Source organism: Nocardiopsis sp. CNS-639 (genome assembly GCF_000381685.1).
Taxonomy (GTDB): domain Bacteria; phylum Actinomycetota; class Actinomycetes; order Streptosporangiales; family Streptosporangiaceae; genus Nocardiopsis; species Nocardiopsis dassonvillei.
On the sequence record NZ_KB906861.1, the window covers coordinates 61,882 to 74,083 of the forward strand.

Here is a 12,202-nt window from a genome sequence, read left to right on the forward strand (position 1 = left end):
CCTCCTAGTCGCGCAGCTCCCGGTGCCTGCGGGCCCCGGCCAGGACGGCCTCGGTGCCGTTGCGGCGCATGCGGCCGACGTAGACGGCGCCGCCGACGAAGATGGCGGCGAAGACCCCCAGCACGGCGACGAGGGCGAGGGCGGACAGCAGCACAGTGATCGACATGCGCTCATCGTAGCCGCCCGTGCGGCGGGTTCCCAAAGGGCCCGTCCGTGACGGTCGGCGGGCGCGACACGGGCAGGAGGGGCCGCCGATGGGCCGGACACCGCACGAGATCGTCAACCCGCTCACCCTCGCCGAGCCGACGGGCTCCTCCCACGCGCTCGTGGTCAGCCCCGGGCGGGTGGTCCACGTCGGCGGGCAGCGCGCGCACCGCCCCGACGGCAGGATCGTCGGGGAGGGCCTGGCGGAGCAGTTCGACCGCGCGCTCGCCAACGCGGTGGAGGCGCTGCGCGCGGCGGGAGCCGAGCCCGCCCACGTGGTGGACATGCGCGTCTTCACCACGTCCATGGCGGCCTACCGTGCCCACGGCCAGAGCATGGGCGCGGTCTACCGGCGGCACATGGGCCGCTTCCACCCGCCGACGACGGTCCTGGGGGTGGTGGACCTCCTGGACCCCGACGCCGTGGTGGAGGTGGCGTGCACCGCCGTGGTCCCCGACGCGACCGGGAGCGGACCCCTGCGCGCGGAGCAGGTGTGGAGCCCGGTCGAGGAGGCCGGACGGCCCGGGGTCACCGTCTCCTCGGACGGGGTCGGTCCGCTTCCGGCCCGGGAGCGTCCGTAGCGTCCCCGGTCCCGCGTTCCGGCGCCCGGGCGGGAGCAGCGGCAGCGGTCTCGGCCCGACGCTCCGGTAGCCGGTCGGGGGTGCTCGTGGTGGTTGCGGCCGTGTGCTCCGGTTCCCGGTCGGGGGTGCTCGTGGTGGTTGCGGCCGTGCGTTTCGGTTCCCGGCCGGGAGCGCCGGTAGCCTTCGTGTCCGTCCGGGCGGCGCGGCTTCCGGTTCCCCCGGTGCTCACCAGCACCACGGCCACCGCGCACACCGCCATCCCCGCCAGGGCGACCGGCCCCACCGGGTCGCCGAACATCAGCCACGACCACACCAGCGTGGTGGGCGGGGTCAGGTACAGCAGGGCCGACACCCGGGCCACGCCCGAGCGGGCCAGGACGGCCCAGTACAGGCCGTAGCCGCCCAGGGTGGACAGCACCACCACCCACACCACCGCCGCCCAGAACCCGGGGTCGGCGGGCGGTGCCAGCGTCCCGGTGGCCGCGGCCAGCCCCGTGAACAGCACCGCGCTCACCGCGCACTGCACCGCCAGGGCCTGCACCACCGAGCCCCCGGGCCGCGCGCGGCGCTCCAGCAGGGTCGCGGCCACTAGGGACAGCATCGCCCCGAACGGCAGCAGGTAGCCCCACCACGGCGCCGCGCCCGGCCGGAACAGGTCCGCGCCCACCACCAGGCCGACCCCGCCCAGCCCCAGCGCGAGGCCCGCCAACTGGCGCGGCCGCACCCGTTCGCCCAGCAGCGGGACGGCCAGGGCGGTCGCCACCAGGGGCTGGAGGGCGGCCACCAGCGCGCTCGTCCCGGCGGCCACACCCGCCTGCGCGGCGGCGAACACCCCGTACAGGTACCCGGACTGGGCCAGCAGGCCCAGCACGGCGTGCGCCGCCAGGTCACGCCGGGACATCCGCGGACCCCGCCACAGCCACCACCCCGCCAGGAGTGCGGCCACGACCAGGAAACGCCAGGCCAGCAGCGTGGTCGCGGGCGCGTACCGGGTGCCCAGATCCGCGCCGACGAAGCCGGAGCTCCACATCACCACCAGTCCGGCGGCGAGCAGGAGGGGTGGTACGGAGCGGCGGGGACGTGTCTTGATGTGTTCCATGCGGGCAGGTAAACACACCGGTCGGTATACTCACAATGTAGTCCGAACGAGGCGCCCCCGACGGGGCGCGAGGGAGGGAGTGGACACCGTGCCCGCTACCGCGACGACACCGCTGACCCCGGCCGCGCGCCGCGTCCTGGACGTGGCGACCGAGCTGTTCTACACCCGCGGGATCAACACCGTGGGCATGGAGCTGGTCGCCGAGCGGGCGGGGGTCACCAAGAAGACCATCTACGACCGCTTCGGATCCAAGCAGCAGCTCGTCGTCCACTACCTGCGCGCCCGCGACGCCCGCTGGCGCGCCTACCTGGACGGCTACCTGGAGCGGGCCCGGACCCCGAGGGAGCTGGTGGCCGCCACGTTCGACGCCCTGGACGACTGGACGGGCGAGGAGAACCCGCGCGGCTGCGCCATGGTCAACGCCTACGCCGAGCTCTCCGACCCCGAGCACCCCGGCCGCGCCGTCGCCGAGGAGCAGAAACGGTGGCTGCGCGGCCTCTACGCCGACCTGGCCGAGCGGTCGGGCGCCAGGGACCCCGGGGCGCTCGGCGACGCGCTGGCCATGCTGCACGAGGGCGCCGTGGTGGCCCGCAACGTCACCGGGGTCGTCGACGCCGCGCGCACCGCCCGCGCCGCGGCGGACGCCCTGATGACCGTGCACGGCGCGGACTGAGGGCGCCGGAGCCGGGGCGTGTCCGGCCGTTTCGGACGGGGGACCGGGGATCGGGGCCGGGGGGTGGGGCCGGGGCCCGTCCGGGCCCGCGAACAGGGGACCGGGGCCGCCATGAGCGCGCGCCGGTCCCGCCGGGGGCTCAGGTGTAGCCGAGCCGGGACAGCTCCGTGCCCGCCACCTGGCGCACGTCGCCGTACTGGTCGCGCGTCAGGCGCTCGCGCCACGACCCCACGCCCCAGGACTCCGCGGTCAGCAGCTCCGAGGCCGACACCCGCGCCCCGGTGAACTCCCGCAGCCGCTCGGCCGCCTCCACCTCGCCGCCGTGCACGTCCTCGTAGCGCAGGGTCATCAGCTGCTCGGCGCCGATGGAGCGGCGCAGCAGGGCCGACATGCGGATCGCCCCGCGCCAGCGCATCGCGCACTTGGCGGCGGTGGAGCCCTCCGTGAACGCGGACAGGTCCGACTCCTCCTCCAGGCCGAAGAAGTGGTTGGGGAACTCGTGGTCGAGCTTCATGAAGCTCGGCTTGAGCCAGGCCAGCGAGCGCTCGTCCTCCATCATGTCCGCGATGACGTCGCGGCCGTCCCGGATGACCTGGACGAACAGGGCGTCGGGGAAGGCCGCGTGCAGGGCGGTGGCGCAGAACAGCAGGTCGGGGCTGGCGTCGCCGTAGCGGCGCACCTCCGCGCTGTGCTCGCACGGCTCGGCGGCGGCGTTGGCGGGCACGCGCGCCCACGGTCCCGGACAGCGCGGGCAGGTCAGGGGCGTGAGCTGCCAGGCCTCGGCGTAGGCCTCGCGCAGCAGGCTCGCCGTCCCGGCGACCTTCTCCAACGCGAGGGAGGGGCGTCTGGCCACGGCGTAGACGGCGTTGAGCACGCCCGACGAGCCCGCGCCCAGGTGCAGGCCGGGCACGCGCGACAGGGCACGGGCGACCTCGGCGACTCCCGAGTGGGGAGCGCCCAGGACGAACACCGGGCGCTCGACCTTGGTCCCGTTGACCACGAGGATGTAGGACGGCTGCTTCATGACGGTGTCGATTTTCGCACCCTTTGCCCACCTCGTGTGCATCGGCAGGGGATGTGGCCTCCGTGCCCTTCCTGTGCCCCCGAGATTATGCCCCGGGTCGGGCCGGCGCCGCGCACCGCCGCGGCCCGGGGCGGTGCGCCGGAGCGTCGCGGGGCGCGCCGTGCGCGGCGGCGGGCGCGGTGGGGCGAACGGTGCCCCGTCCGCGTAAGAATGGGGGGTATGGCCTCGACGACCACCGAATCAGCGCCCTTCTCCGACCCAGGGGAGTTCGAACGGGCCGCCGAACTCCTGGAGTCCGCCGAACGCGTCACGGTCCTCACCGGGGCGGGCGTGTCCACCGACTCCGGCATCCCCGACTTCCGCGGACCGCACGGGGTGTGGACCACCGACCCGGACGCGCAGGCCCTCTCCGACATCGACATCTACATGGGCGACGCGGACGTGCGCCGCAGGGTGTGGGCCCAGCGCCGCACCCACCCGGTGTGGCGGGCCCGCCCCAACGCCGCGCACCGCGCCCTGGCCGACCTGGAGGCCACCGGGCGGCTGCGGGCCCTGATCACCCAGAACATCGACGGCCTGCACCAGCGGGGCGGGACGTCCGAGGACGCGGTCATCGAGGTGCACGGCACCATGCTGCGGGTGGTGTGCATGGCGTGCGGCCTGCGCACGCCGAGCGAGACGGTGCTGGCGCGCCTGGACGAGGAGTCCGACCCCCGCTGCCCGGAGTGCGGCGGCATCCAGAAGTCCGACACCATCTCCTTCGGGCAGCGGCTCGACGCGGACGTCGTCGACGCGGCCAGCCGGGCCGCCCGCGAGTGCGACGTGTTCCTGGCCGTGGGCACGTCGCTGACGGTCCACCCGGTGGCGGGGCTGTGCGACGTGGCCATGATGGCGCGGGCCAGCCTGGTGGTCGTCAACGCCGAGCCCACGCCCTACGACGACTTCGCCGGTGCCGTGGTCCGCGACCCCATCGGCACGGCGCTCCCCGCCCTGGTGGAGCGGGTGCGCGCGGCCGGGTAGCGGGGGCGCGGCGGCTGGTCCGCACGCACGGGACAGGGACGTGAGGAGGCCGCCGGACCCGCCGGATCCCGACGCGTCCGACCGTCGCCCTGGACGGGGACGCGGGCCGCGCCGGGTTTCGGCACGGCCGGCTGCCGGGGCGGCGCGCTCAGCCCCCGCTGCTGCTGTAGTGGCCCGTCGGGAAAGGCGTCCGGCGCAGCCCGGGGACGGTGTCGGCGGCCTGTTCCCCGATTTCCCCGACACCGCCGACGGCACGGGCGCCGTGCTCCGGCTCCCACGAGGCCCGGGCGAGTCCGAGGACCCGCTCGAAGACGTCCTCGTGCGTGTGCGGGGCCAGGGCCCGCAGGACCGGGACGACCGTCTCCTCCCGGATCTGGGGCCCGACCACCACCGTCCGCACACCGTTGAGGTAGAGGTTGACGATCTCCACGAGTTCGGCACCGAACGCGGACGCCTCGGGCGCGAGGGCCAGGTCCTCCGCCGCCTGCCTGAGCACCACCAGTTCGAGGCGTCCGAGGGCCCGCTGCGCGAGCAGACGCCGGTAGGTGCGCAGGCGCTCCCCGGGGCTTTCGGCGGCGGGCTCCAGCCGCAGCCGCATGACCTCGTGGGCCTCCGTCCACGTCGCCTCGGAGTGGACGTCCGCGTACCAGGTGCCCAGGTCCTCCGACACGTGGCCCAGGTAGGGCAGGAGCCCGAACACGAAGCGCGCGGCCGTGCCGTTGACGCGCATCGCCATCGACCGGAGCAGACGGGAGGCGACCGTGTCGTAGGACACGGAGATGCCGTAGGGGTCGGTCACGGAGGGCACGGCGTCGTTGTTCTTGCGCAGTTCGAACCCCATGCACTCCCCGACGTTGACCGGTGCGCCGTCCTCCCTGCCGATGACCGTCACGGGGCCGCCGGCCTCCCAGCCGTCCAGGTGGCGGACGCGGAGCACGGACACGATGCTGAACCACTCGGCGCCGGGCAGGGTGCGCCACAGCGTGGTGGTGCCCTGGAGGGTCTGGTCGGGCTCGTGCGCCTCCGGGAAGAGCTCGCGGACGTCCACCGGCTCCTCGCGCACCAGGCACAGCAGGATCACGAGGTTGCTGGTGTAGTTGGCCTCGCGGCGGGTCAGCGGCAGCCGCGCGGGCTCGTAGGCGGTGTAGGACCGGTTGGAGGCGGGGAAGGGCGCCTCCTGGAACAGTTCCACGAGCAGGCGCGCGTAGTCCTCGCGGGCCTCGGGTTCCTCGGCGAACCGGCGCTCCAGGAGTTCGGCGAGGAAGTCCACGACCTTCTCCCTGCCCGCGTAGCTGGCGAAGGAGGACAGGGCGTACAGCTCGCCGTCGTCGGGGCGGGTGCTCCGACCCCGGCGCCGCGGGGAGCGCGCGCGTGAGGCGTCAAGCTCGTCCAGGGCGACGACCACGGCCCTGGCCACCAGGTACTCGCCGAAGGTGGCGTGCAGGAACTCGAACACGCTCGCGCTGCCCTCGCCGCGCCTGGCCCGGGACTCGTGGACGAAGAAGAACCTGCCCAGCACCTGGTGGGCGGGGTCGATCCGTCCGTGCAGGTCGGCGTCGGCCGCGCGCACCGCCGCGTCGGGCATGAGGACCGCGAGGTCCCGGTCCAGCTCGTCGGCGCTCACGCTCTGCTTGCGCCGGGTGAACATCGCCAGCGCGGCGATCTCCAGACGGCGCAGCTCCTCCTCGACCGCTTCGTCGAAGTCGTTCCTGCCCAGGCCGGAGTGGTGCTTGTCCACCTCGCGCCTGGCGAACATCGTCAGCAGCCGTTCGTACAGCTCACCGTGGGACAGGGCGTGCGAGGCGCGCCGCAGACCGTTGTCCCCGGCGTCGTAGATGAGCAGCATGAGCAGCAGCAGGGGCTGCTCGGCCAGTTCGCGGTAGGGCAGGAGGGAGTCGACGGTCAGCGGGTCCAGGCCGCGGGAGGCCAGGGCCCGCGCGTTCGCCTCGTTCCACACCCGGACCATCTGTCCGATCTGGGTCTCGGTGAAGGGTTCCAGCCGGACCACGGTGGTGCCCATGGGGAAGCGCGTCCGGTCCGCCACGACCGTGCGGCTGGTGACGATGACCGCCACGGGCTGCCCCAGGGCCTCCTGCTTGTGCTGGAACTCCTCCACCCGCTCCAGGTAGTCGGAGCGGTCCACACCGGTCGCCTGGAGGAGTTCGTCGAAGCCGTCCAGGATGATGACGGGCAGCGCGCCGTCCGCCGACTCGGCGAGTTCGCGCCAGGACACGCGGGTGTGGAGCGTCTCGGCGAGTCCTTCCTCGATCTGCGCGTGGATGGGCGCGTTCGGCTGGACCGAGCGCAGCTCCACCCGGATCGGAAGGAAGTCGGCGGCGGGCAGGTGGGCCGCGAGCATCTCGGTGAACTTGGACTTGCCCGCGCCCGGGTGGCCCAGGACGACCGTGGGGGTCTCGACGGAGCTCGAATGGATCAGGTGCAGCGCGAAGAAGCGCCGGAGGTCGTCCACGAGCACGGCCTCCTGCCACGCCTCCTCCGTGGAGGGGGAGCCGTTGCTGTCGGCCCTCAGCACACGGCCGCACGGGGGAACGTAGGCGTCCTCCAGGGCGGGCAGGACCAGCCCCGACGAGGCCTCGTCCGAGCGCAGCACGGGCTGGCGCAGCACCGCCCGGTAGGAGGCTGCGAGTTCCCGCCTGCGCTGGTCCACCGGTCGGCCGGAGCCCGCCAGCTCCAGCAGTTCGCTCAGCTCCCCGAACCCCTGGGCGAGGACCTGGCGGGTGCGGTCGTGCTCGTAGAGGTGCACCCACATGCCGAACTCGGGGACCTCGGCGGCGAGCTGGCGCAGGTACTCGGTGAGCCGCCGGGCGGCGTCCTCGGGGACCTCGTCGGTCAGCCGTGCCATGAGGGGGTGGTCGTGGTCCACACCGTGTTCGACGGCCTCGGGATGGCTCACCAGGATGTCGCTGAAGCTGCCCGTGAGGAGGTGGAAGACCTGGAGGATCTCGTAGGGGGCCACGTTCTCGGTGTGCACGTCGGCGGGGGCGGGGAGCTCCCCCAGGTCCTGGAGGGCCGAGTCGAAGTGCGTGAACGGTTCGGCCTCGGAGAGTTTGAGCGCGTCCAGGGAGAAGGGCGCCTCGGCCCTGTCCAGGCACTCCTCCACCGCCTCGAAGAACGAGATGAGGACCAGGACCTTGTGGGCCGCCTCGATCTTCTCCGTCCGGGACAGGCGGCTCTCACCGCTGAGCTTGCCCCGGATCCCCTCGATGGCCTGGCGGCCCTTGCTCACCAGGAACCCGCGCAGACCGAAGAGGTCGGGCACCCCCACCAGTCCCAGTCCGCCGTCCGCGAGCCTCTCGGCGAGGTTCATCACCTCCGAGTCGTTGTGGCCGAGGATCTTGAGCGCGTCCGCGTAGGTGAGCCGTTTCGCCATCGGGGGTGCCTCTTCCGACTTCGAGGGAGGTGGGGGAAACACGGTCGGACCCGGCACCGGGGGTGGTGCCGAGTCCGCAGGTCAGCATGGGTTTCGGGGGTCCGGGAGAAGTGAGCGTGCTCCCGTGGTGGGATCCGCTAGGGCAGCTCCCAGTTCACCAGGTCGGAGTTCTGTTCCTTGAGCATCTCGTTGGCGCGGCTGAACGGCTTCGAGCCGAAGAACCCGTTCCGTGCCGACAGCGGGCTCGGGTGCGCGGACTCCACGCACGGTACGCCCGGCATCAGCGGGCGCAGGTTGCGGGCGTCGCGCCCCCACAGGATCGCCACCAGCGGCTTGTCGCGCTCGGCGAGCGCCCGGATGGCCTGCTCGGTGACGGCCTCCCAGCCCTTGCCCCGGTGCGAACCGGCCTTGCCCGGCTCCACCGACAGCACCCTGTTGAGCAGCAGCACGCCCTGCTGGGTCCACGGGGTCAGGTCGCCGTTGGAGGGCATGGGCACGCCCAGGTCGTCGACCATCTCCTTGTAGATGTTGCGCAGGCTCGCGGGCAGGCGCACGTCCGGGGCGACCGAGAAGCTCAGACCCACCGCGTTGCCCGGGGTCGGATAGGGGTCCTGGCCCACGATGAGCACGCGCACGTCCTCGAAGGGCTGCTTGAAGGCGCGCAGGACGTTCTCACCGGCGGGGAGGTAGGTGCGGCCCTCCGCGACCTCCTGGCGCAGGAAGTCGCCCATCGCGGCGATCTGCGGCGCGACCGGCTCCAGGGCCTCGGCCCAACCGCTGTCCATGATTTCTTTCAGGTCCTTCGGCATGGCCAGAACACTAGCGGCAGCGGGCGACATCCACGTCCGCTTCGGGCCCGCCCCGTTCCCGGGAGCGCACTTTCTCACCCGAGGACGCGGAGCCGGGAGCCCATCTCCTCGACGTACTTGTGTACGGAGCGCTCGGGAACCCGGTAGGAGCGGCCCACCCGGACCGCCGGGAGGACTCCGGCGTGAACCATGCGGTACACCGTCATCTTCGACACGCGCATGATCGAGGCGACCTCCGCGACAGTCAGGAAGCGCATCTCCTCAGGGGGTGCCTTCGGTCCGCGCCGAAGCGGCGGGACGGGCACCCGGTCATCGAGCCCCAGGATCTGGGCGGCGAACGCGTTCACCCACGCTCGTGTGTCCGGGTCCGCCGCTCCGGACTCCTGCAGAACCTCCAGAAGGGCTGTGGTGTCCAGAGGACGCCCCAGGGTGAGGACTTCCACCCCCACCGGCCGACCGTCAGCGGAGTAGTCCACGACGAACGGACCGTAGTCGAGGGTTCTCTCCACGCGAGCGTCGGCGAGAGTCAGGTAACCCGCGTCCGCTTCCTGGTCGATCGTCACTCTCCGGGGCGCTGCCATGGGAATCACGATACTTCCACCACCGTCTTGATCACAGGGTCTGGAGTTCCCCAGGTCGTGTCCTTCACCGCAACGTAGATCTTCCTGCCGTCACCGGTGTGTCCGTACAGCTTGTAGGAGTTGTTCGCGGAGTCGAGCTCCTCTGCCAGAGGGCGTTGCAGCACCGCCAGGACGTCTTCCTCGGCGATGCGCCTTCGCCGCATCCTCTCGAGAAGGTGGGTGGTCATTCGCGGAGGCATCTACTCCGTCGCCTTCACCACGACATCGACCACTCGCACGGCCTGGACTCCACCGGCACGTACCCTCACGGTCCATTCACCGGTCTCGTCGATCACCACGTGGAGAGGGCTGGCCCAGACAGCCGCACGGCTGGAAGAGGGTGCATCCGCCTTTCCGCTCATGGCCAGTGCGACATCCCCGGAGGGGCGAACGACCTCCAGGAGTATCTGCTGGAGCCGTTCCGCCCCACTGGTCTCCAGGAGCGCGAGGGCCACACCGAGTTCCACTTCGCAGGGCACTCGCTCCACAGCCAGCACACGCAGTGCCGGGTCACGTATCGAAAGGACGTCTCCGTCCACTCCGATCTCCCGCCCGAGAAGGAAGACGTAGTCGAGCGGGGCGTTGGTCTGTCCCATAGGGCCTGAGACTAGGCCGAGGAGGAGGGAGGGCGCAGAAGAACGGCACAATCGCACCGGAATCATGACCGGCTCTCCGCACCTGCCTTCTGGGAGGGTCCCGCCAGTGGTGCACGTCGGCGCGGATGTGCTCGGTGATCGGACTTCACCGCTGTGCGGACGGACTCGTGGACGAGGGGCGTACCACGGGCGGCTCCACCGGCTTCGAGGACCGTGGACCGGTGGCGGGGAGGTCCGGAGCGCGCTGGCCTCACGCGTCGGGGACGAGCACGACCTTCCCGACGACCGTGCGGGACTCGGCGAGGGCCAGCGCGCGGGAGGCCTCCGAGAGCGGGACGCGGGCGGCCACCTGCGGTGCCAGGACCCCGTCGGCGAGCAGCCGCAGCACCTCGGTCAGGTCCTCGCGCAGCCGGGCGCGGAAGGCGTCGGCGCGGCGGGCGCGTCCGGCCCAGAAGTTGTAGAAGTGGGCGCTCCGGCCGTTGGGCAGGGCGTTCCACACCAGGAGTCGGCCGAAGAGCGCGAGCACGGGCAGCCGGGAGTCGCCCTCGACGTCCTTCGTCGACGCCGTGCCGTAGGAGACGAGTGTGCCGCCGCGCCGCAGCAGGCGCCACGACCGGACCAGGTTCCCGCCGCCGACGTGGTCGAACACCGCGTCCACGCCCTCGGGCGCCAGGTCCCGGATCCTGTCGTACACGTGCGGGTCGCGGTAGTCGACGGGGGTCGCGCCGAGCGCGCGCACGGCCTCGTGGTGGCGCGGCGCGGCCGTACCGATCACGGTGATCCCGGCGTGCAGGGCGAGCTGGACCAGGACCGTGCCCACGCCGCCGTTGGCGCCCAGTACGACGACGGTGCCGCCCCGCCGCACGCGGGCCGTGCGGTGCAGCATCTGCCAGGCGGTGATGCCGTTGACGAGCAGCGTCTCGACCTGCGCCGGGTCCGCCCCCTCCGGCACCGCCACGAGGTCGCGTGCGTCCAGGACCAGATGGCTGGCCCAGGCGCCGGTCTTGGTGACGGCGGCGAAGCGGCGCCCGATGAGGGAGGTGTCCACGCCCGGACCGGCGGCTTCGACGGTGCCGACGACGTCGTAGCCCGGCACGAACGGGAACGGGGGCTGGTCGAAGTACTTGCCCAGGCGCATCTGCTGCTCGGCGAACGAGACCCCGGTCGCCTCCATGCGCAGCAGGACGTGTCCGGCTCCGGGAGCGGACAGTGCTCGGAGCCGTACCTGGAGGCCGGAGGGTTCGACCCGGCCGGGCAGCAGGACCTGGGTGGCGGTGGTGGCGGCGTTCATGGGGACTCCTGTCGGAAGCTTTTTGCTAACGCGCGTAAACTTACAGCCGTAAACTCAAGGATGCAAGACGGACCGCATCGACTTCCAGCCGTAAGGTGACACCATGAAGGACACGAAGGAAGCCTCCGCGCCGCGCACCCGCAACCGCCGGGGACAGGGCGGTCGCCTGCGTGAGGAGATCGTCGACGCCGCGGTGGAGATGCTCGACGAGACGGGGGACGAGCGCGCCATCACCCTGCGGTCCCTCGCGCGCCGCGTCGGGATCGCGGCGCCGTCGATCTACCCGCACTTCGCGGACCAGCCCGCCATCATGCTGGCCGTGGTCCGCCGTGCCTTCGACGAGCTGGAGGAGGCGCTGAACGCGGCGGTGGCGCGGGCGGGCGGCGATCCCCGCGCACGCCTGTACGCCGTGTGCCACGCCTACCTCGGCTTCGCCCGCTCACGCCCCGAGCGGTACCGCACCATGTTCGGCGGCCTGTGGATGCCCACGCTCGGGGACTCGTCGGTGACCGAGCAGGACCTCGTCAGCCTCGGGGACGCGAGCCTGCGCGTGCTCGGCGAGGCGCTCGCCGCCTGCGTCGAGGCCGGGATCTCCACCAGCACCGACCCCGAGGCCGACGCGGTCGGGCTGTGGCTGGGCCTGCACGGGCTCGCCCACCAGCGCGCCGTGACCCGGGTCTTCCCCGGTCCGGAGGACATCGGCGAGCGAATGATCCCGGCGCTGGCCCGCCTCCGCCGGGACTGAGCCCCCGCGCCGCTTCGGAGCCCGGACCTGGCGGAGCCGCTCCCACGTCCGGTGCGCCCCGCGGCCCGTCCCGCGTGGGGCGTCGGGCGGCCACGGCCGTGTCCCGTACACGGCGACGCCCCCGCCCCACGGTCCCGGGGCCGGGGCGC

At 72.8% G+C, this 12,202-nt stretch carries 13 protein-coding genes and 1 pseudogene; 4 read left to right on the top strand and 10 right to left on the bottom strand.

From position 1 onward, the window contains the following. Nucleotides 1-4: 4 nt before the first annotated feature. The gene (locus tag G011_RS32105; RefSeq protein ID WP_174548284.1) at nt 5-166 is read right to left on the bottom strand and encodes a hypothetical protein; all 162 of its coding nucleotides are present in this window, start codon (nt 164-166) and stop codon (nt 5-7) included. Between the two features lie 88 nt (nt 167-254). Between G011_RS32105 and G011_RS0114230 the strand changes: the two genes are divergently transcribed. Next, nucleotides 255-785 (top strand): RidA family protein, encoded by a 531-nt coding sequence (locus G011_RS0114230; protein WP_019609065.1) that lies wholly within the window; start codon nt 255-257, stop codon nt 783-785. On the opposite strand, the gene G011_RS0114235 is transcribed toward G011_RS0114230, so the two are convergent. Beyond that, a complete protein-coding gene (locus G011_RS0114235) occupies nt 733-1,884 on the bottom strand; it encodes a DMT family transporter (RefSeq protein WP_019609066.1) in 1,152 nt (383 codons plus the stop codon). The two genes, G011_RS0114230 and G011_RS0114235, sit on opposite strands and share 53 nt — an antisense overlap. A gap of 79 nt (nt 1,885-1,963) precedes the next feature. Between G011_RS0114235 and G011_RS0114240 the strand changes: the two genes are divergently transcribed. Next, nucleotides 1,964-2,557, top strand: coding sequence for a TetR/AcrR family transcriptional regulator (locus G011_RS0114240; RefSeq protein ID WP_019609067.1), 594 nt, complete (start codon nt 1,964-1,966; stop codon nt 2,555-2,557). 139 nt (nt 2,558-2,696) lie between these two features. Here the strand turns inward: G011_RS0114240 and G011_RS0114245 are convergent, their stop codons facing one another. Continuing rightward, nucleotides 2,697-3,581, bottom strand: a complete 885-nt coding sequence (locus tag G011_RS0114245; RefSeq protein ID WP_019609068.1) for a sulfotransferase — start codon at nt 3,579-3,581, stop codon at nt 2,697-2,699. A gap of 219 nt (nt 3,582-3,800) precedes the next feature. On the opposite strand from G011_RS0114245, the gene G011_RS0114250 reads away from it, so the two are divergent. Continuing rightward, the gene (locus G011_RS0114250; protein WP_013152440.1) at nt 3,801-4,601 is read left to right on the top strand and encodes a Sir2 family NAD-dependent protein deacetylase; all 801 of its coding nucleotides are present in this window, start codon (nt 3,801-3,803) and stop codon (nt 4,599-4,601) included. Between the two features lie 148 nt (nt 4,602-4,749). Here G011_RS0114250 and G011_RS0114255 read toward each other — a convergent pair whose 3' ends face one another. The 7 genes and pseudogenes from G011_RS0114255 to G011_RS0114280 all read right to left on the bottom strand — a co-directional run bounded on the left by G011_RS0114255 (nt 4,750) and on the right by G011_RS0114280 (nt 11,308). After that, complete coding sequence (locus G011_RS0114255) at nt 4,750-7,992, bottom strand: NACHT domain-containing NTPase (protein WP_019609069.1); 3,243 nt, start codon at nt 7,990-7,992, stop codon at nt 4,750-4,752. 137 nt (nt 7,993-8,129) lie between these two features. Beyond that, nucleotides 8,130-8,801 carry a uracil-DNA glycosylase gene (locus G011_RS0114260; protein ID WP_081642971.1) on the bottom strand — a complete coding sequence of 224 codons (672 nt, stop codon included), beginning with the start codon at nt 8,799-8,801 and terminating at the stop codon, nt 8,130-8,132. Nucleotides 8,802-8,875: 74 nt separating this feature from the next. Then, nucleotides 8,876-9,058: a helix-turn-helix domain-containing protein gene (locus G011_RS32485; protein ID WP_036552723.1), complete on the bottom strand. Its 183-nt coding sequence runs from the start codon at nt 9,056-9,058 to the stop codon at nt 8,876-8,878. Between the two features lie 186 nt (nt 9,059-9,244). Then, nucleotides 9,245-9,382: pseudogene (locus G011_RS32490) on the bottom strand (DUF2283 domain-containing protein); the annotation flags it as partial. 5 nt (nt 9,383-9,387) lie between these two features. Next, nucleotides 9,388-9,609, bottom strand: a complete 222-nt coding sequence (locus G011_RS0114270; protein ID WP_019609072.1) for a DUF4258 domain-containing protein — start codon at nt 9,607-9,609, stop codon at nt 9,388-9,390. A gap of 12 nt (nt 9,610-9,621) precedes the next feature. Continuing rightward, nucleotides 9,622-10,017, bottom strand: coding sequence for a hypothetical protein (locus tag G011_RS0114275; protein ID WP_036552724.1), 396 nt, complete (start codon nt 10,015-10,017; stop codon nt 9,622-9,624). A gap of 250 nt (nt 10,018-10,267) precedes the next feature. Then, nucleotides 10,268-11,308, bottom strand: a complete 1,041-nt coding sequence (locus G011_RS0114280) for a medium chain dehydrogenase/reductase family protein (protein WP_019609074.1) — start codon at nt 11,306-11,308, stop codon at nt 10,268-10,270. Nucleotides 11,309-11,411: 103 nt separating this feature from the next. Here G011_RS0114280 and G011_RS0114285 point away from each other — a divergent pair, with 103 nt between their 5' ends. Next, nucleotides 11,412-12,053 carry a TetR/AcrR family transcriptional regulator gene (locus G011_RS0114285; RefSeq protein WP_019609075.1) on the top strand — a complete coding sequence of 214 codons (642 nt, stop codon included), beginning with the start codon at nt 11,412-11,414 and terminating at the stop codon, nt 12,051-12,053. The last annotated feature ends 149 nt before the right edge of the window (nt 12,054-12,202 follow it).